The sequence below is a fragment of the Curtobacterium flaccumfaciens genome, assembly GCF_004361695.1.
In the GTDB taxonomy this organism is placed as follows: Bacteria; Actinomycetota; Actinomycetes; order Actinomycetales; family Microbacteriaceae; genus Curtobacterium; species Curtobacterium flaccumfaciens_B.
The window spans coordinates 56631-75316 of the sequence record NZ_SNVW01000015.1; the positions used below are offsets into that span (position 1 = coordinate 56631).

General features: G+C 70.1%; 21 protein-coding genes. 4 read left to right on the top strand and 17 right to left on the bottom strand.

Annotation, left to right across the window (positions count from 1 at the left end; genetic code table 11):
- Positions 1–152: 152 nt before the first annotated feature.
- The 5 genes from EDF64_RS16750 to EDF64_RS16770 all read right to left on the bottom strand — a co-directional run bounded on the left by EDF64_RS16750 (position 153) and on the right by EDF64_RS16770 (position 3701).
- Entirely contained in the window at positions 153–680 is a 528-nt protein-coding gene (locus tag EDF64_RS16750; RefSeq protein ID WP_133521097.1) for a hypothetical protein, read from the bottom strand.
- A 1-nt stretch (position 681) separates the two neighbouring features.
- A complete protein-coding gene (locus EDF64_RS16755) occupies positions 682–1416 on the bottom strand; it encodes a signal peptidase I (protein WP_166645786.1) in 735 nt (244 codons plus the stop codon).
- Positions 1417–1520: 104 nt separating this feature from the next.
- Complete coding sequence (locus EDF64_RS16760; RefSeq protein ID WP_133521099.1) at positions 1521–2396, bottom strand: hypothetical protein; 876 nt, start codon at positions 2394–2396, stop codon at positions 1521–1523.
- Entirely contained in the window at positions 2393–2989 is a 597-nt protein-coding gene (locus tag EDF64_RS16765) for a TasA family protein (protein WP_133521100.1), read from the bottom strand. Before EDF64_RS16765 ends, EDF64_RS16760 begins: the two co-directional genes overlap by 4 nt.
- Before the next feature lie 157 nt (positions 2990–3146).
- Entirely contained in the window at positions 3147–3701 is a 555-nt protein-coding gene (locus tag EDF64_RS16770; RefSeq protein ID WP_133521101.1) for an alternate-type signal peptide domain-containing protein, read from the bottom strand.
- 364 nt (positions 3702–4065) lie between these two features.
- Here EDF64_RS16770 and pnuC point away from each other — a divergent pair, with 364 nt between their 5' ends.
- Together pnuC and EDF64_RS16780 are read left to right on the top strand one after the other, a co-directional pair.
- Complete coding sequence (pnuC, locus tag EDF64_RS16775) at positions 4066–4731, top strand: nicotinamide riboside transporter PnuC (protein ID WP_133521102.1); 666 nt, start codon at positions 4066–4068, stop codon at positions 4729–4731.
- 90 nt (positions 4732–4821) lie between these two features.
- The gene (locus EDF64_RS16780) at positions 4822–5454 is read left to right on the top strand and encodes a TetR/AcrR family transcriptional regulator (RefSeq protein ID WP_133521103.1); all 633 of its coding nucleotides are present in this window, start codon (positions 4822–4824) and stop codon (positions 5452–5454) included.
- Between the two features lie 10 nt (positions 5455–5464).
- Here EDF64_RS16780 and EDF64_RS16785 read toward each other — a convergent pair whose 3' ends face one another.
- From EDF64_RS16785 to EDF64_RS16810, 6 genes are all read right to left on the bottom strand, one after another.
- The gene (locus tag EDF64_RS16785; RefSeq protein ID WP_133521104.1) at positions 5465–6685 is read right to left on the bottom strand and encodes an ABC transporter permease; all 1221 of its coding nucleotides are present in this window, start codon (positions 6683–6685) and stop codon (positions 5465–5467) included.
- A complete protein-coding gene (locus EDF64_RS16790; RefSeq protein WP_133521105.1) occupies positions 6682–7602 on the bottom strand; it encodes an ABC transporter ATP-binding protein in 921 nt (306 codons plus the stop codon). Before EDF64_RS16790 ends, EDF64_RS16785 begins: the two co-directional genes overlap by 4 nt.
- Positions 7603–7721: 119 nt before the next feature.
- Positions 7722–9398 (bottom strand): glycoside hydrolase family 13 protein, encoded by a 1677-nt coding sequence (locus EDF64_RS16795; protein WP_133521106.1) that lies wholly within the window; start codon positions 9396–9398, stop codon positions 7722–7724.
- Positions 9399–9490: 92 nt separating this feature from the next.
- Positions 9491–10396: a carbohydrate ABC transporter permease gene (locus EDF64_RS16800; protein WP_133521107.1), complete on the bottom strand. Its 906-nt coding sequence runs from the start codon at positions 10394–10396 to the stop codon at positions 9491–9493.
- Positions 10396–11361, bottom strand: a complete 966-nt coding sequence (locus tag EDF64_RS16805) for a carbohydrate ABC transporter permease (RefSeq protein WP_133521108.1) — start codon at positions 11359–11361, stop codon at positions 10396–10398. Before EDF64_RS16805 ends, EDF64_RS16800 begins: the two co-directional genes overlap by 1 nt.
- A gap of 11 nt (positions 11362–11372) precedes the next feature.
- A complete protein-coding gene (locus EDF64_RS16810; RefSeq protein ID WP_133521109.1) occupies positions 11373–12674 on the bottom strand; it encodes an ABC transporter substrate-binding protein in 1302 nt (433 codons plus the stop codon).
- Between the two features lie 132 nt (positions 12675–12806).
- Between EDF64_RS16810 and EDF64_RS16815 the strand changes: the two genes are divergently transcribed.
- Entirely contained in the window at positions 12807–13988 is a 1182-nt protein-coding gene (locus tag EDF64_RS16815) for an ROK family protein (RefSeq protein WP_133521110.1), read from the top strand.
- Here EDF64_RS16815 and EDF64_RS16820 read toward each other — a convergent pair whose 3' ends face one another.
- The 6 genes from EDF64_RS16820 to EDF64_RS16845 form a co-directional block, all read right to left on the bottom strand.
- Entirely contained in the window at positions 13989–14357 is a 369-nt protein-coding gene (locus tag EDF64_RS16820) for a siderophore-interacting protein (protein WP_166645787.1), read from the bottom strand. It abuts the gene before it with no gap.
- 560 nt (positions 14358–14917) lie between these two features.
- Positions 14918–15205, bottom strand: coding sequence for a hypothetical protein (locus EDF64_RS16825; RefSeq protein ID WP_133521112.1), 288 nt, complete (start codon positions 15203–15205; stop codon positions 14918–14920).
- A gap of 462 nt (positions 15206–15667) precedes the next feature.
- Positions 15668–16033 (bottom strand): GntR family transcriptional regulator, encoded by a 366-nt coding sequence (locus EDF64_RS16830; protein WP_133521113.1) that lies wholly within the window; start codon positions 16031–16033, stop codon positions 15668–15670.
- Positions 16030–16971 (bottom strand): hypothetical protein, encoded by a 942-nt coding sequence (locus EDF64_RS16835; protein WP_133521114.1) that lies wholly within the window; start codon positions 16969–16971, stop codon positions 16030–16032. The genes EDF64_RS16830 and EDF64_RS16835 overlap by 4 nt, the downstream gene beginning before the upstream one ends.
- A 131-nt stretch (positions 16972–17102) precedes the next feature.
- On the bottom strand, positions 17103–17354 hold the full coding sequence (locus tag EDF64_RS16840; protein ID WP_133521115.1) for a hypothetical protein: 252 nt from the start codon (positions 17352–17354) through the stop codon (positions 17103–17105).
- Positions 17354–17593: a hypothetical protein gene (locus EDF64_RS16845; RefSeq protein WP_133521116.1), complete on the bottom strand. Its 240-nt coding sequence runs from the start codon at positions 17591–17593 to the stop codon at positions 17354–17356. Before EDF64_RS16845 ends, EDF64_RS16840 begins: the two co-directional genes overlap by 1 nt.
- 150 nt (positions 17594–17743) lie before the next feature.
- Between EDF64_RS16845 and EDF64_RS16850 the strand changes: the two genes are divergently transcribed.
- The gene (locus EDF64_RS16850; protein ID WP_133521117.1) at positions 17744–18553 is read left to right on the top strand and encodes a DUF1883 domain-containing protein; all 810 of its coding nucleotides are present in this window, start codon (positions 17744–17746) and stop codon (positions 18551–18553) included.
- Positions 18554–18686: the final 133 nt, after the last annotated feature.

Consider the following 18686-nt stretch of genomic DNA (forward strand, 5'->3'; position numbering starts at 1 on the left):
CGGGATGAGGGAGCGGGGGAAGGCCGGCGCGCCCGTGGTCAGCCTGGCTGCGTCGAGGCCGGTCACTCTTGCGGTTGCCGGGCGCACTCGCAACCCGCAGGTCCTCAGAGGTGGCCACCGTGAGTCCGTCGTCCACCGGCCTGCGCCGACCCTCAGTCCGTCGCACCCCTCGGCGGATCGACGAGCAGCCCGACACGATCGGCCAGGTACTCCTCGAGCGGCACCGCAGCGCCGGCGGTGGGGGACCAGCGCACGAGGGGCACGTCACCCTCGACGAAGAGCACCCCGGCCGACCCGACCAACGACTGGTCGAGGGGGAGCGGCACGGCACCGTGGTTGACGGTGTCGCCCGGCTCGAAGTGCCCCTTCGCCGCGGCAGCCCGGTAGGCCCGACGCACCTCGGCGGACACGGACACGAACTGAGATCGTCCGGCCTCGGTCACGCGGGTGATGCGTCCGGTTGCCCAGACCCGTCCGCCGGTCTCGACGGTCGAGCCGATCAGGAGCGCCCCGACCCGCCACACGCGGCCGAGCGATCGGATCGTGGGGTCGCGCCGGATCCCGAGGACGGCCTTCGGCTCGACGTACTCGCCGAGCGCCTCGTCGGCGACCCCGGCGGCTCGGAGCGTCCGTGCCGCATCGTCGAGCAGCGCTCTGGCTCGATCCACCCCGTCCGTCACGTCACCCGATCGTAGCCCGGTGCGCCCGGTGCGCCCGGTGCCCCCGGTGCCCCCGGCGTGCCCGGTGGCCGCCCCCACCGAGACGAGATCGCCCACGCCCACGCCGACCCACGCCCGCGCCGGCACCCGCATCCGCGCCGGCACCTGCACCCGCGCCCGCGCCCGCATCCGCATGCGCGCCGGCACCTGCACCGGCACCCGCGTCCGCACGCCCCGTCCCACGAGCACCCCGCCGCCGCGCCGCCGACACCACACCCATCGTGACCATCACCGCGCCGTACGCCAGCAGCACCCCGGCGATCGCCGGTACCAACCACGTCCGCGACCCGTTCACCAGCTGGTTGACGAGCCCGACGTCCGGCAGGCTGTACCAGACCACGCCCCGGACCTGGGCGGCGGTGACGGGCTCCGGGTCGGCGAGTGCGTTGTTGTCGCCCTTGAGCACGAAGGTCCGTGAGCCGTCGGACGTCGACGCGACGGAGACCACACGGTGGCTGATGACCGCGGGCTGGCCGGACACGATCTGGTAGGTGACGACGTCCCCGATGCGGATGTCCGCCACCGGGGTGGGGCGGACGACGAGCAGGGTGCCCGGGGGGAGCGTCGGGTCCATCGACTGGGTGAGCACGGTGAGGGGTGTCGACCCGGTGGTCTTGGGGATGACGATGAGGACGACGGCGAGCCCGGCGACGATGACGAGCAGTCCGGTGGTCAGCCCCAGCGCGAGCGCGTGCACGACAGCACGCCACCCAGTGCGCCCAGCGCGAGCGCCAGCACCAGCACCAACGCGAGCGCCAGCACCAGCGCCGATGCCCCCGCCGCCCGACGACGTCCCAGTGCTCATGCGCCGCATCGGACGGCCTTCCCGTTGTTCTGCGTGAAGAGGGTGATGGTGCCGGTCCCCACGACCGTGCTCGTCGGGTTCCCCGCGCTGTCGAGGATCTTCACCGTGACGGTGACGGCCCCGCTGGTCGCGGGCACCTGGTCGGGCGCCAGGGTGAAGCGGCCGTAGTAGTCCTGCTCCTTCTGCCCCACCATCGTGGAACCGACGAACGCCCCGTACCAGGTGTCCTTCGGTCGTGACGAGGTCGGCCAGGCGAGTTCGACGTAGGTGCCGCTGTGGTCGGTGCAGGTGAGCGCCGGCGCGGCTGCCGAGGTGCTGAGGGAGAAGCCGCCCTGCACGGCGCCGGAGGTCCACGTGCCGGAGGTCACGGTCAGGGTGAGGTTCACGGTCGTGGTGGCGGATGCCGGGGCCGACGACGTCGGGGTGCTCCGGGTGCACCAGACGGCGCTGGCCCCGGCGGCGAGCTTCGACGTCAGGCTCGGCAGCGCCGCCCACGTGCCGCTGACCGATCCGGAGCCCACCACGCTCGAACTCGTGCAGGCCGCGGCGGAGGCGACCGGCCAGGCGACGACCCCGACGGCCTGCGCGAGGGCGGTGGAGCTGCCCGACGCGACGGACACGGCGGTCGTCGCGGTGCCCGCGAGCGACCCGGAGTCGGTGAGCGTGACCGGCTTGGTCACCGAGGTGACGGTCGACGAGAACGTCGTGGTCATCGCGCTCGTGCCGGTGAGCGCGGCACCGGTCCTGCCGATGGTCACGCTGGCGGCGGTCGTCCCGCTCGCGGTCCAGAGCGCCCACGCGGCCGACGAGCCGCCGGCGACGAACGCGACGGTCAGCAGGGCGGCCAGCAGCAGTCGGAGTCGGCGGCTCATGCGCCGACCTGCGTCCCGGTCACGGTCAGGGCGAAGTCGGTGACGGCGCCGGCGACGGACTGCGGTGCGTCGGCGTCGAGGTCCATCTCGACGCAGCCGACGGCACTCGCGCCGGCCGCGAGGGTGAACGAGCCGCTGCCGGTGTCGAACGCCGCGAGTCGGCCGCTGGCACCGGACAGGCCGGTGCGGCAGTCGGCGGTGCTCCCGACGACGGCGAGGCGCAGGGTGAGTTCCCCGAGCACGGTGGCGGTGGACGCACTCGTCGCGGAGGAGACCTTGGTCGAGGTGGTCGCGACGCGCATCGTCAGCGGGATCTGGCCGGTGTTCTGCACGGTGAAGGTGCCGGTGACGCCGGTGCCCGGCCCGAGCACGCCCGTGTTCATCGCGGAGAGCGGCCCGGTGGTGACGGCGGCCGTGGCGGAGCGGACGGTCGACGCCGAGGTGCTCGCCGTCCCGTTCCACAGTGCGTAGGTGCCGCCCGTCCCGAGCAGCGCCGTGACGACCGCGACGACCAGGGCGAGGACGGTCGGCCAGACCCACCGGTGACGACGCGGCGCCCGGTGGCGTCCCGTCGTCCTCGGTGTGCTGGTCATGTCCGTCCCCTGGTCGTCGTGCTGGTGGTCGTCGTGTGGTCGCCGCCGGTGGGGCGGTGCGGTGGGGTGGGCCGGGCCTGGAGGCGCGTGGTCGCGATCGGCGGATCAGGGACCCATCGAGACCACGGCTCCGCGGGCCCGGGTCGGCCCGCGTGGGTCAGGAACCGATGGCGGTCTGGGTCAGGGTGAAGGCGAGCGCGCCGACGTTGAGCGTGCCGCCCTGGCCGGTGGTGGCCGACGCGGGGAGCCCGATCGTGAAGACGACCTTGACGGTCGAGGTCGAGGCGGACGGGGACACCACGAAGGTGTTGGTGCTCGAGGTCGACTGCACGACGGCGGCGCTCGTGGACGACACGGCGAGCGTCTTCGTGGTGGCGGCGAGGAGCGCGGCGTCGCCGGTGATGCTCTGGTTCGCGTAGGTGAGGTTCGCCTTGAGGTCCTGGCCGCTCGCGCCGATCGTCAGGGTCTGGGTGAACTGGTACGTGTTGCCCGGGACCATGAGGGCGTTCGCCGGGTTGATCGTGGCGGAGCGACCGTTCGTCACGTCGGTCCACACGCCGTCGTTGTTGGCGCTGAGGGTGAGCGAGCCGGAGCTGACCGAGGACGCCGCGGTGCTGGCGCTGGCGTTCCAGAGGGCGAAGGTGCCCGCACCGCCGAGGAGGAGGGCGACACCGGCGGCGCCGGCGATGGTGCCGGTCACGATCTTGTGCATGAGGAGTCCGTTTCCGCGCAGAGGAGTGCGCTGATGCCACCGGCTCGGATTCGGGTCCGGACTGCCGGTGGGACGATGTCATCGACCCGTGGTTCGAAGGGTCGCGGCTGACCGACGCCGGAGAGTGGTCGCCGGGCTCCGCGACGTGACACGTCTCGGGCGGGCAGGACTCGCTCTGGTGACGACGTTACCGCGTCCCCCGAAGTGCGGACAAGCGGGAGCATGCATCTGCATGGACCCACTCCGGGGGTCATTTTCGTCCGCCACAGTGCGGACATGGTTTGTACCCCGTTCGACGACCGGGTCATCGCGGAATGCCGACCGTGCCCATACCGTTGCATCGACCGGAAACGAGGAGGACCCCATGGGGATCGTGCGGTGGCTGTTCGACGCACAGCTCGTCATCGGCGACCAGACCGTGCTCTGGCGCGAGGTGATCGGCAACGTCTTCGGCCTGCTCAGCGCGCTCGGGGGGATGCGCCGCAAGGTGTGGGCGTGGCCGGTCGGCATCGTCGGCAACGCGCTCCTCTTCACCGTCTTCATGGGTGCGCTCTTCGACACCCCGAACCCGGTCAACCTGCTCGGCCAGGCCGGCCGGCAGGTCATGTTCGTCATCGTCAGCGTCTACGGCTGGTACCGGTGGACGCACCGACCCGACGACGCGACGACCGTGATCGAGCCGCGCTGGGCCTCCTGGAAGACCCGCGGACTGCTGGTCGTCGCCCTGGTGGGCGGCACCGCGGTCCTGACCCCGGTCTTCCGCGCCCTCGGCTCGTACGAGCCGGTGTGGAGCGACGCCTGGATCTTCGTCGGCTCGCTGCTGGCCACGTACGGCATGGCGAAGGGGTGGGTCGAGTTCTGGCTCATCTGGGTCGCAGTCGACCTGGTCGGCGTCCCGCTGCTCTTCTCGGCGGGCTACTACGCCTCCGGGCTCATGTACGTGTTCTACGGGGTGTTCACGCTCACCGGGTTCTTCGTCTGGATGCAGCAGCGGACGAAGCCGTCGGCGGCCCCCGTCACCGTCGGCTGACCGGCACCGGAACCGCGCGGCTCGTCCGCAGAACGCACGGCCCCCGGTCTGGGAGCAGACAACGGCCCGTCCTTCCGATGGGATGGTCGGATGGATCACGAGCAGGACGCGTCGCTCGAGGACGAACAGTCCATCGCCGAGCGCATCGTCCGCGGAGCAATCCGCGCCTACCGTCTGCACCCTTTCGACGACGTGGACGCATCGGTGGTCGCCGAGGTCGCGGGCGTCGGGCTCGACGTGGTCGAACGGCTCTTCCCCACCTGGGACGCGCTGCTCCTCGTGACGTACGACCGCTGGACGCAGCTCCGCGGTACCCGTCGGAAGAACCCACCGAGCTGCACGATCGCGTTCGTCCGGATGACCCTCGCCGAGGACGTGGCCGACCCGGGCCTCGTGCGGGTGCTCGCCGGCGTGATCACGATCGCCGCGGCCGACACCCGCTTCGCCGAGCTGTTCCGGAAGCGTTTCGAGGAGTACGTCGCGCAGCTCGAGACCGGACTCCAGCGTGACGTCGACGCCGGCAACGAACGCCTGGCCATCCCCGCGTACCAGGCGGCCACGCAGCTGCTCGCCGTGTACGAGGGGCTGCAGATCCAGATGCTCGTCCGGCCGCACCTCGATGTGCTGGTGGAGTACGACCGCGCCGTCCGCACCCTGCGCCAGGGCTGGCGCGAGCGCGAGGTGCCCGCCTGGGACCTCGACGAGGTCGTGCTGACGAGCTAGCCCACCAGGCTCAGCGCGAGCGGGGCCGCCGCCACGACGCGATCTGCCGCAGCGTCACCTTCGACCCGTACTGGGCGACCGAGTGCCGGAACAGGTACTCCGCGAACCAGAGCAGCAGCCCGGCGACGACGAACACCTCGACGATGCACACCACCGACTCGGTGACGCTGAGGGAACCGACGGCGTTCCGCACCATCGCGGTGATCGGCGTGAACGTCGGGAAGTACGTGAAGAACCCGGCGATCGGCGACGTCGGCGTGGTCATCACGAAGAACGCGGCGTAGATCGGGATGATCAGCGCGAAGATCGCCGCGGACTGCAGCGCCGAGGCGTCCTTGATCGACGGCACGGCGGCGCCGACGGCCACGAACAGGCCGGATGCCAGCAGCACCCCGCCGATGAGCAGCAGTGCCCCGACGGTCATCCGCCACGGGTCGATGACGAGACCGCCCAGGCGCGCGGCGATGAGCGGCAGGAGCGCCACCAGTCCGACGAGTCCGGGGACGACGAAGACCCCGACCTGGACGAACCCGACGAGCAGCATCGCGATGACCTTGCCGCGGATGAGGTCACCGGCGGTCACCGTGGTGAGGATCATCTCGGAGATCCGGTTCTCCTTCTCCTCGACCACGACGGTCACCATCCGGGCGGCGAGCAGGATGACGAGCCCGAAGAACGCGGCCACGAAGACGAACGGCGGCACGATGGACAGCCACCCCGGCGCGACCTCGCCGTCGGCGTAGGTGGTGAGATCGGTGTCCGGCGGCGTCCGCAGCAGGTGCACGGTCTCGGGGTCGTCGACCGTCGCCGCGACGCTCTGCTCGAGCACCTGCTCGGCGAGCGACGAGTAGCCACCGTTGCCGAAGAGCCCGCGGTCGGCGGCCTCGATCCGGATCGGCGTCGTCGACGGTGACGTGGGGAAGGTGATGAAGGCGTCGAGCCGCCCGTCGCGCACCGCTGCGCGGTCGGCCGCGGGGTCGCTCGACGGCGAACCGCCCCACTTGTGCGCGACCTTCTCGGACACGAGCCCGGAGTCGTCGACGTAGTGGAACGGGGTCCGCGCCGCCGAGGAGCTCGACATCACCGAGTCGGTGCCCGCGGCCTGCCCGACGCCGACGAGCAGCGAGACGACCACGATGACGACGGGCAGTGCGAGGGTGCCGATCCAGAATGCGGGCTTCTTCACCGCGCGGACGAACTCGAACCGGACGACGGTCCCGAGGCGGCTCACGCGGCGACCCCGGCGTCGGCGTCGTGCCCGTAGACCTGCACGAAGATCTCGTCGAGGGGGATCCGCCGCATCTCGAACGCGGTGACGTGCACGCCGGCGGCGACGAGCGTCGCGAGGATGTCCGACCCGTCGGCCGCCGCGGCCTCGGTCGGGACGAGGTAGGCGACGTGCCCCTCGTGGCGGGCGAGTCGGTAGAGCGGGGACCGCGGGACGGTGCCGTCGAGGCCGACGCGGGCGACCGCGCCACCGAAGGCGTCCTGCACGTCGGGGATGGTGCCGTACGCGGCCGCGGTGCCGTCCTTGAGCAGGAGGATGCGATCGCAGAGCCGTTCGACCTCGTCCATGTGGTGCGTGACGAGGATGACCGTCGCGCCGTCGGCCTTCCGCTCGTCGACCAGGTCGAGCAGCAGCCGGCGGTTCACCGGGTCGAGGCCCTTCGTCGGCTCGTCGAGGATGAGCAGGCGAGGGCGGTCCATGATCGTGATGCCGAGCTGCACCTTCTGCTGCTGCCCGCCCGACAGCTTGTCGACGCGGAGCTTCGCGCGGTCGGCGAGACCGACCCGGGCGAGGTAGTCCATGCTCCACGCGGTGGCCTCGGCCCCGCGGAGCCCCCGGAGTCGCCCGAAGTAGGACATCACGTCGATGACGGACTCCTTGCGGTAGAGCCCGCGTTCCTCCGGCAGGTAGCCGATGCCGCCGGTGGCGGGCTTGTACGGGTGCCCGTCGATCGTGAGCGTGCCGGCCGTCGGCGTGGTGATGCCGAGCAGGGCACGGATCGTGGTGGTCTTGCCGGACCCGTTGCTGCCGAGCAGGCCGAAGGTCTCGCCGGGGGCGATGTCGAACGACAGCCCGTCGACCACGTTCCGGTCGCCGAAGCGCATGACGAAGTCCTGCACGGTGATGCTCGCCCCGGCCATCCTCGCCCCTCTCGACGTGCCGACACTACCGGGACCGCCTGACGGACCGAAGGCGCGGTGCCTGCCTGCACCGCGCCTCCAGTCCGTCACCTGGTCGCGTCGAGGACGCGCACCTTCCGTCAGGAACGCAACCAGGCCGTCCCCACACCCGACAGCGCGCCGTCTGCGACCGGCGCGGAGGCGAGCAGCAGCTCGCCGGAGGGGAGGCCGTACGGCTCGTCGCCGAAGACCGTGACGCTCGTCCAGCCGTTCGGCCGGCGGAAGGCGAGCACGTCGTCGCGCCCCGTCTCGAGCCACTCGAGGTGCTCCTCGGACTGCAGCTGCCCGCGCAGCCCGAGGGCCTTCCGGTACAGGTTCAGCGTCGAGTCGGGGTCGGTGTCCTCGGCCTCGACCGAGGACTCGCCGAACCACGACGGCTGCGGCAGGTGCGAGCCGCCGGGGCCGAAGCCGAACGACGACCCGGAGCGCGTCCAGGGGAGCGGCACGCGGCAGCCGTCACGGCCGACGTCGACACCCGGGTTCCGGAAGAACGCCGGGTCCTGGCGGTCGGCGTCGGGGATGTCGCCGACCTCCTGCAGACCGAGCTCCTCGCCCTGGTACAGGTAGGCCGAACCGGGCAGCGCGAGCTCGAGGAGCGTCGCGGCCTTCGCCCGCCGCAGGCCGAGCGAACGGTCGAGCGCGTCCTGCGCGCCGCCGGCGAGCAGCCAGGCGCTCCCCTGCTTCTCGGTCGTCGGCGCGTGGTCGGCGTCGCCGCTCCGCGGGGGCAGCGCGTACCGGGTGGCGTGCCGGACGACGTCGTGGTTCGAGAACACCCACGTGGTCGACGAGCCGGACTGCTCGGCGAGGCCGAGGTTGAACTCGATGATCGTCCGGAACGAGGCGGCGTCGAAGTCGGCCTCGAGCAGGTCGAAGTTGAACGCCTGTCCGAGCCCCTCGGCGCTGGCGTAGCGGGCACGGCGGTCGGCGGGGACCCAGGCCTCGGCGACGGCGGTGCGCGCCGGGGTGTACTCGTCGAAGACCCGCCGCCACTCGGCGTAGATCTCGTGCACGTCGTCGCGGTCCCACAGCGGGTGCGTGCCGTCCTTCGGCATCTCGGCGAGCTCGGCCCACGTCGGCAGCGTCTCGCCGAGGTCCTTCGCGAGCCCGTGCGCCACGTCGATGCGGAACCCGTCGACCCCGCGGTCGGACCAGAAGCGGAGGGTGCGGAGGAAGTCGTCGCGGACCTCGCGGTTGGACCAGTCGAGGTCGGGCTGCTCCTTCGCGAAGCTGTGCAGGTACCACTGGCCGTCGCCGACCGCGGTCCACGCCGGGCCGCCGAAGATCGAGATCCAGTCGGCGGGCGCGTCCTCGCCGGAGGGGCCCGAGCCGTCGCGGAAGACGTACCGGTCGCGGGCGGGGGAGCCCTTCGGGCTGGCGAGGGCCTCGCGGAACCACTCGTGCCGGTCGCTGGTGTGGTTCGGGACGATGTCGACGATGACCCGGATGCCCGCGCCGTGCAGCGCCTCGACCATGGCGTCGAAGTCGTCGAGCGTGCCGAGCTTCGGGTCGACGTCGCGGTAGTCGTCGACGTCGTAGCCGCCGTCGGCGAGGGCGGACGGGTAGAACGGGCTGAGCCAGACGGCCTCGATGCCGAGCGACGCCAGGTACCCGACGCGCGAGGTCACGCCGCGCAGGTCGCCGATGCCGTCGCCGTTGGCGTCCGCGAAGGAGCGCGGGTAGATCTGGTAGACGCTCGCCTGGCGCCACCAGGTCTCGTCGGTCGTGGTGGCGGCGGGCTGGACCAGGATGTCGGTCACGGGGATCCTCTCGGAGGTGGGGGTCGTGGTGGTGGGAGACGTGGTGGTGCGGGTCGTGGTGGCGGGGGTCGTTGTGGTGCGGGGCGTGGTGGTCACTTGATCGCGCCCTGCGTCACACCGGCCATCACCCATCGCTGGGTGACGAGGTAGACGATGATCGCCGGGGCCATCGCCATGAGGTACGAGGCGAACGACACGTTGTAGTTGTTGCTGAACTGCGTCTGGAACATCTGCTGCAGCACCGGCAGGGTCTGCAGCGACGGGTTCGAGGTGATCAGCGACGGCATGACGAAGTCGTTCCACGACGCCAGGAACGCGAAGATGCCGACGGTGGCGCTCATCGGTGCGAGCAGCGGGAACACCAGCTGCCAGAACACCTGCCCCGTGCTCGCTCCGTCGATGCGCGCGCTCTCCTCCAGCTCCGCCGGGATCGACCGCAGGAACGCGGTGAAGAGCAGGACGCTGAAGGACAGCTGGAACATGACGTGCAGGATCGCGACGCCGATCGGGTTGTCGAGCCCGGCCATCCCGGTGAGCTTCACCTGCGACAGCGCGAGCACCGGGAACGGCAGGAACATCGCCGCGAGCAGGTAGAAGAACGACCAGCGGAACAGCCGGCGGTCCCAGTTCCGGGCGATCGCGTACGCCGTGAACGAGGCGAGCAGGATCGTCCCGACGACGGTGATCGCCGCGACGAACACCGAGACGCCGAACGCCCGCGGGAAGTCGGTCAGCTGCCAGGCCTGCACGAAGCCGTCGACGCTGAACGGCGCGGGCAGCGAGAACGCGTTGCCGTCGACCGACTGCGCGGTCGTCTTGAACGCCATCGTGAGGGTGACGTAGAGCGGGACGAGGACCGACAGGGCGCAGACGACGAGCAGGACGGTGACGGGCCAGTTGGACCGGCCACCGCGACGGCCGGCGGTCCGGTCGGCGTCCACGGAGCGGATGCTGCCCGTCTTCGTGGTGCCCGGGCGGAGGGGTGCTTGCAGGGACATCAGAGCGCTGCCTTCCCGCGGGTCGCCCGCAGCTGGATCACGGCGATGACGACCGCGATGACGAAGAAGATCGTGGCGTTGGCCATCTGGTAGGCGTAGTCGCCGCCGTTGAAGCCCTTGAAGATCGACATCGCGACGCTGGTGGTCGAGGTGCCGGGGCCGCCGTCGGTCAGGCCGACGATGATGTCGTAGGAGTTCAGGAAGTTCTTGAACCCGATGACCAGGTTGATCAGGATGTAGCCCGCCGTCAGCGGTGCGGTGATCGAGACCAGCTGCCGCCAGGAGCTCGCACCGTCGAGCGCCGCCGCCTCGTACACCTCGCCCGGGATCGACAGGACCCCGGCGATGTAGATGAGGAGCGTCGACGGGATCGCCTGCCACGCGGTGACGACCACGATCGCCAGCCAGGCCAGGTCGGGGTTCGCCAGGATGCTCTGCTCGAGCGGTCCGAAGCCGATCGCGCTGGCCAGTGCCGGCAGGCTGTTCGCGAACAGGAACGAGAACACGTACGCGATGACGATGCCGGAGATCACCATCGGCAGGACGAAGACGGCGCGGAGCGCGATCTTGCCGCGGATCTTCGACGTCAGCGCGATGGCGAGCAGGAACGCGATCGCGTTCACGACGATGACGGTGACGAGCGAGAACCCGAGCGTGAACAGGTACGCCTGCAGGATCGCCGGGTCGGAGAACACCGCGACGTAGTTCGTCAGGCCGATGAAGCGGAACTCGCCGAAGCCGACGGAGTTCGTGAAGCTCAGCACGATGCCCATCACGGCGGGGAGCGTGATGGCGAGGGTGAAGAGCGCGAGGGTGGGGAGCAGGAACGCGAGGAACAGCGGGTCGATGCGTCGCCCGCTGCGGCGCGCGCCCGTCTTCCCGTTCCGGGCCTGGAGGCGCGGTGCGGCTCCGCCACGACGGCGGCGGTCCGCCGTCGTGATCGATTCGGTGGTCGTGGTGGCCATGCCAGGTCTCCTTACGCGGCCGTACGGAGCGCGAGCCGCGCCCAGTCGGCGTCGAGGGTGCGGAGCTGTCGCTGCGCGTCGCCGCCGAAGGCGATCGACTGCGCGTAGTTCGCGACGGGGATCTCGGCGGGGATGAGCTGCGAGGCGCCGAGGTAGAAGGCCGCGTCGTCGTAGTACGACTGCATGCCGGTGAGTGCGGGGTTCGAGGCGGGCGGAGCGTCCTTCCGGACGCCGAAGCCGTTGTTGTCGGCGTTGTACCGGTCGTTCACCGTCGGGGTCATCAGGTACGACAGGAACTCGCGGGCTGCCTCCTGCTTGCGGGACGCCTCCGGGATCCAGAGCGCCAGGTCGACGTTCACGCGGACCTTCCGGTCGGCGGCGTCGTCGGTGACCGGGAGCGGGAACGTGCCGAGGTCCATGTCCTTGTTCGTCTTCGCGATCTCGCCGAGCGCCCACGGCCCCTGCAGGTACATCGCGGCCTTGCCCTGCGCGAAGGCGAGGTTGCCGTCCCCGTACCCGCGGCTGGCGGCGCCGTCCTGGTGCCACTGGCGGAGCTGCTCCATCCGCTGCATCGGGGCTGCGAAGTCCTTCTCGAACGACACCGACGAGCCCTTGCCGACGCTCGTGCCCTCGCGCTGGAGCGCCGAGAACGTCTTCGGGACGTCGATCATGCCGCCGATCGAGTAGTCGAACATGCCCTGCGCGATCGTCCAGTTGTCCTTGAACGTGCCGTAGATCGGCGCGATGCCGGCCTTCGTCAGACGCCCGCAGACGTCGGCGAACTCGGTCCAGGTCGTCGGGACCTCGAGGCCCTGGTCGGCGAAGAGCTGCTTGTTGTAGATGACCGACGCGGCGGTGACCGAGTACGGCAGGGCGCTCTTCCGCCCGGGGTAGTCGGCGGTCTGCTCGAGGAGCGGCCACAGGTCCGGGTTGATCGTGTCCGCCTGGGGCAGGTCGGACAGGTCGGTGAGCGCACCGTGCTCGACGAACGGGGCGACGGAGAAGTTGTAGTTCCAGCACCCGAGGTCCGGCGGCCGGTTCCGGACGAAGTTCGCGGACATGCTCGACGTCGAGTCACGGACCACCCGGACCTTGTCCTGGCTGGCGTGGAACTTCGCGATGACGTCGTCGAAGTACCCGATCACCTCGGGCTTCGAGACGTAGAACGTGATCGTCTCGGGTCGGCTGCTCGACGAACCGAGTGGGGCGCATCCCGCGAGCGCCAGGCTCGCTCCGATGCCGCCCGCACCGAACAGGAAGCCGCGGCGGCTGACCGCTGTCGCGCTCCTGGGCTCTGTGGCGTGTGGTCGCACGTCGTCTCCGTCCACCGGACCCGGCGTCCCTGCCGTTCCGGACCGCGGGACGGCTCCGGTGCCGCCCGCAGGACTAAATGTAGCGAGAAAATCTAATCGCGCAAGCAAGTGACGTCGCGATAGGGTCACGACATGCCGTCGCACCGGGGAACGAGCGCAGGGACGCTGCTCGACTACGCCTTCGCCGTGCACGCCTTCACCGCGACCGAGGCCATGGACGCGACCGGCCTGACCCGCTCGACCGTGCTCGGCGCGTGCGAGGAACTCGTCCGTCTCGGCTGGGTCCGCGAACTCGACGACGCCCGGGCCGCGGGGGAGTACCGCATGGGCCGACCCGCCCGGCGCTACGAACTCGACACCGACGCCGGGGTGGTGGTCGGCGTCGACGCCGGACAGCACCGCGTGACCGCCCTCGTCGCCGACCTCCGGGGTGCAGTGCTCGGACGCGCGGCGGGCACCCTCGGCGAGTCCGGGCTCGACGTGCCCGTCCGGCTGCGCGTGCTGGCCGAGACCGTCGCCGCCGCGCTCGCCGACGCGGCAGTCGACCCCGCCCGGGTGCTCGTGACGGTCGTCGGGATCCCGGCGCCGGTCGACGCCGCCGGGGCCTCACCGGGCGACGGCGGCTTCTGGGACCGGATGAACCCCGGCTTCGGCGACGACGTGCCGGGTGACCGCGTGGTCGTCGAGAACGACGCGAACCTGGCGGCGCTCGCCGAACGGCCCTCGTCGGGCGAGGCGTCGTTCGCGGCCCTGCTCTCCGGAGAACGTTTCGGTGCCGGGCTCGTCGTCGACGGCGTGCTCCTGCGGGGTGCCCACGGCGGCGCCGGCGAGATGCGCGTGCTCGAGATCGTCGACGGAGTGGGGTCCTCGGACGGCATCGGGGCGACGGCTCGCAAGCTGGTCGTCGAGGCAGCAGACGCCGGGGGACTGCCCATCGGTGGTCCGCTCGGGCCGGAGTCCGACGCGGCCGCGGTGTTCGCCGCCGCCCGCACCGGGGACTCCGTCGCTGTGTCGATCGTCGACCGGCTCGGCGACCGGTTGGCGCGGGTCTGCGTGCTGCTCGCGAGCCTGCTCGACATCGACCGCGTGGTCGTCGCCGGCGCCATCGCCGAGCCGGCCGCCGCGGTGATCGAGCGTGCGCGCGACCTGCTCGACGGCGGCCACTTCGACCCGGTGCCCGAGATCGTCGCGTCGTCGCTCGGGGCCGACGTCGTCGTGCTCGGCGCCGTCGAGCACGCCGTCGACGCCGTCCGAGCCGACCCCCTGTCGTTCCCGCTGACCGACCTCGGGATCCACCGCGCCGACGTCGGCTGATCAGGACGAGCGACCGACTCGCCAGTACCCGGTGAAGGCGATCTGTCCCTTCGGCACCCCGGCCCCGACCCAGTGCCGTCGCGCGTCGCGGGCGAGCGACTGCTCGCCTGCCACCCACGCGGCGTGCTCCCCGCTGACCGGGAGGCGCGTGGTCGCGTCGAGCGCGGCGGCTCCCGGGGTGCGCCCGGGTTCGCGGGTGATCCAGTGCACGTCGATGCCGAGCGGGGCGTCGATCGTCCGGACGTCCGCGTCCGTCGGCACCTCGAGCAGCGCTGTCCCCTTCGTGGTGCGGGGGAGCGACTCGAGGATGCCTGCGGCCGCGGGCACGGCGCTCTCGTCCGCGACGACGACGATCGGTCGACCGAGCACGTTCCGGTCGAACCCGATGCCCTCTTCATCCTCGTCTCGAACCCGTTGGCGGCCCGGATCGAGGGGCGCTTCTCGTCGTGGGCGTCGGTATGCCCGCGCTTCTGTTTTTCGCTTACAGTCGGGGCAAGTACTGACCAGCCCAAAGCGTCCGTTGGCGGATCGGCTATCGGAACGGGATGTAGCTTCGAACCATGAAGGTGATCTCGGCTGTTCTCGGCCTGGCGTTCGTCGGCCTAGTCGGTGTCACTATCGAGTCCGGGCGGGCCGCGGCAGGAGACGCGGGGAGTATCCTCCTCACCGTCCTGGCCGGCGCAGGCGCGGCCCTTTGTCTCGCGGGGATCGGCTTCGCGCAGAACCGATGGCGCCACGCACGACTGGACGCAGCGATATGCAGAAGTCGCGGATCGAAAGGCGGGGCGGAAGGTTTGGCCACCGACCAGCGTCGCTCTCAGGCGTAGGCCCGGTTGACGATCTGCTAATGGTCAGTCAGCGTGAGCGGTCTCGGGGCCACTCCGAGAATGTTGGCATGTACTGGCCGATCCCATGGCGCTCAGCATTGGTCAGGTGCCCGTGTAGTGAATCTCGACTTTGTCGTTGAGCTCGCGAGCAAGGTGCTCGCTCAACCGCCTCCCTTCGGCGTACCACTCAGCATCGCGGTCCTTCGAGACCAGCCACCCCTGGTTCACCCGAGCATGCTCGAGGTAGTAATCGGTCCACACCCGTAGTTTCAGGGTGAGGGCGGTTGAGAGTCCTAGCGATGACGGAGTGATCATCCCGCCGTCCCAGAGCGGCCACTCCGCTTCGTAGTCGCAGAACATGTCGATGCGGCGGAACTCGGCAGCATTCATGACGACACGGTAGCCACGTCCGGTGGCCGATCGGCCACCAAAACGCCACAGCTCTACACCTATTGCCGGTTCCGATTGGCACGGTCTCGAAGCGCTACAGCGAGCATCCCGAAGCCTCCGAACGTCCAGAGGGCAGCGACGAAGTATCGAAAGGCACTCGGCTCGGCGATCGCGAGGCCGAGCCAGGCGATACCGACCGCAAGCCATAGGCAGGCGACCCAGATCTTGGGTCGACCGAAGAGCGATCTGGTCAGCGTGCGACCCTCTCCTGAATCTTCCTCTGGCATGAATCTCACGCTACGCCTCGACCCGATTCACGGGGAAGCGGCTCAGAGGAGTCCCAAATGCGGATCGGCTATCGGACGCGGCAAGTGCGGTTCGCCAGCGCCGACGCGCTGTATCTCGGGTGCAGCGCGGGCGTCCACTGGAGCAGGTGCACGCAGACGGTGCTGACGCGTCGGCTCACTCCGGAGGCGTCGGGTGCTCGGCCGCCCACATGGCGTCGAGCGCAGCGTGCAGCTGCTCGATGCCGACATTGTGTCGGTCGGCGTCCTCGACGCTGCGGCGCAGCGTGTCGAGGATCGCGCCGGGCAGCGCGCCGCTCCGCTCGGCTACCCGCGTGCCCGAGCCGAGGCGAGTCACCACGAACCCTTCGGCGTCGAGCCGCTGGAATGCCTTCGCGACGGTGCCCGGGGCGACGGACATGTCGCGGGCGAGCTGCCGGACCGACGGCAGGCGTGCGCCCGGCGCGAGCAGTCCGACGGCGATCTGTCCCCGGATCAGCTCGGCGATGGCATCGGCCCCGGTGGGCGCACCGGAACCGATCACGCACGGACCGGTCGGTGGTCTGACCCGACACCTGACGATACGGATGGACGACGGCCCAGGAGCTGTGCAACGACGAGTGCGAGGCCGAGCCCGACCACGCAGTGCGACGAGAAGTCGAGGACGGGACCCAGAGCGGCGAAGGACGTCCCGAACTCGATCGTCCCGGCTTCCGTGCGTGGGATGGACGTGCGCAGTGAGGACGCCTGGGCGACGAGCTGCCAGGACGACCCGAGCGTGAGGAGCAGTGCAGAAGTGGCGCTCCGGAGCACCGCGGAAGACCGGTCACGCCGACGGAGGTCGTCGCCAGCTCGGTTCGCGTCGGCCCGCGGGGCGCACGCGATCCGGTGCAGTCCGGCAAGCGTGACGACGACGAGCGCCGCAGCCGCCACGACGACGGGCAGGCCGTAGTACCAGCCGAAGAACTCCGTACTCGCCGTCGCGTCCCCGACCGGAATCGTGATGAACGCGTATCGGCCCTCGTCGTCCTGGGAAGACAGCAGCCCGGCGCCGAGCACGGTCAGCGCGAGAACGACCGTCGCGGCGGCGGCAGCCAGCACCTCGACGCCCCTGGTGAACGTCAGCGGCCTCCGGCGGCGCAGGTCGAGCACGGGCTGGTCGGCAGTCACAGGGACGGTCGCACCGCGCCCAGCGACGAGAACCGCGGCGACGCCCGCGGCGATTGGCAGCACCTCAGGCCACCATCGAAACTGCCCGATCATCGAGAACGACAGGACCAGGGGCAGCACCCACCCGACGACGCCGACCACAGCCGCCGCCAGGCGGTCCCAGGTCGGACCGCCACCGCCGGCGCGACGTCCGTCGACGTGCGCGAGCACACTTCCGACCACCAGAGCGACGGCGAGTGCCACCGGCACCCCACTCGAAATCACCATCAACACGAACATGCGAACCCCCTCACACAGGTGTACCACGGGCATGGCACACTTGGGAAGAACGAAGCCGCCGTCAACACGTCCGGTAGCCGATCGGCTATCGGACACAGAGAGAGGGCTCCCGACACTGGTCGGGAGCCCTCGGCCGTCTCTGCCCTGGTGATGCAAGTGCCCCGCTACTCGCGGCGCGTTTGGGCCAGCGCTTCGAGCATGTTGTCGGCATCGTTCGCCTGGGAGTGTCCCTGCGACAGCAGAAGCCGCGCTTCGTTCAGCGCCTCGAAAGCCTCCTGATCGCCCTGCGCCGTGGCGTCGAGAATCAGATCCGTCAGAATCGAGTGCGCTTCATCCCGATCGTCGTCGTGACCCGCAACACTGTAGGCCCGAAGGGACCCGCTTGCTCGCGTCAGGTCCTCACCGCTGAGGGTCATCAGCCGAGGTCCGATCGTCGCGCCCACGCCGGGAACTCGCCGTTGAGGTCGGCGGCTAGACGTTCGAGCTGATCGACCTCAGCGTCCGGCGCGATTTCGGCCAGCGCATCCTCCGTCTCGATGCGGGGGACGGTGGTCCAGTTGTAGCCGTCCGGCCCCTCCGTGTCGAGGAACAGTCCAGCGTTGTTGGGGTCTACGAACGTCTCGCGGAACTTCGCGAGGACCTCATCGTCTGACATGGCTTCTCCCATCGGACAGCGGAACCGCTCCGCAGGTCCGCGTCCATCATGTCGGCGTGAGTACGAGTTTGTTATCGTTCACTGGGCCGCTTCCATCCGGCAGCCAACGATCCTCGTCGACGCGTCGGAGGTCGCTCGTAGGCTCAAGCTGTGGAACACCTCAAGAAGGATCTCGGGCAGTTGAAGAAGGGGGCGACGGTCGTCGTCACCCTGCGCCAGCAGGCCAACGTCCTGCTGATGGACTCGTCGAACTACCGCACCTATGCGGCGAGCCGAGGTGGGCGCTTCCGATACACCGGCGGACTCATCAAAAGGAGCCCTGCAAGACTCACGGTGCCGTCCAACGGGCACTGGTATCTCGCCATCGACCTCGGCGGTGCGAAAGGTCGCATCAACGCGACAGTCGCGGTAGAGCCGCCTCCTCGCGGGAATCTCCCCGAATACCGATCGGCACCGGAACGAGGCGTCTCGGGGCAGGTCTCCGTCCGTCGTCCGCTCCCGCCTGAATCGGATGCGGACTTCGACGGGCGCACCTGGGACGTCTTCCTTTCCCATGCCAGTGAAGACAAGGCAGACGTCGCGCTCCCTCTCGCGCAGGCTCTTCAAGACCGGGGAGTCTCGGTGTGGCTCGACAAGGCTGAGTTGCGCATCGGCGACAGTCTTCGACGTCGCATCGACCGCGGGCTACGCAGCAGTCGCTTCGCGGCGGTCGTGTTCAGCGACGCTTACTTCTCAAAGGGCTGGCCGCAGTACGAACTCGACGGCATCGTTACCCTCACCGTTGGCGGGCAGCAGAACCTGTTGCCGGTCTGGCACAACGTCGACCATGCCGCTATCTCGGCGCACAGCCCGTCCCTCGCGGACAAATTTGCTCGATCAACCAGTGACACTCCTATTGACGAGATTGCGGCGGAGATTGCCGACCTCGTGATCGAGGCTCGAGACGCACAGCAGCCGTGAGAGACGGCTCAATGAGCAGCGGAGTCCGGTAGCCGATGCTTGGGTTCAGCCGGTCGTTGCAACACCACCGTGATTTGGAGTGTTGCAGATGGGATCGAGGCTGGAACACCGTGCCCGAGAGGCGCGGTTCTGG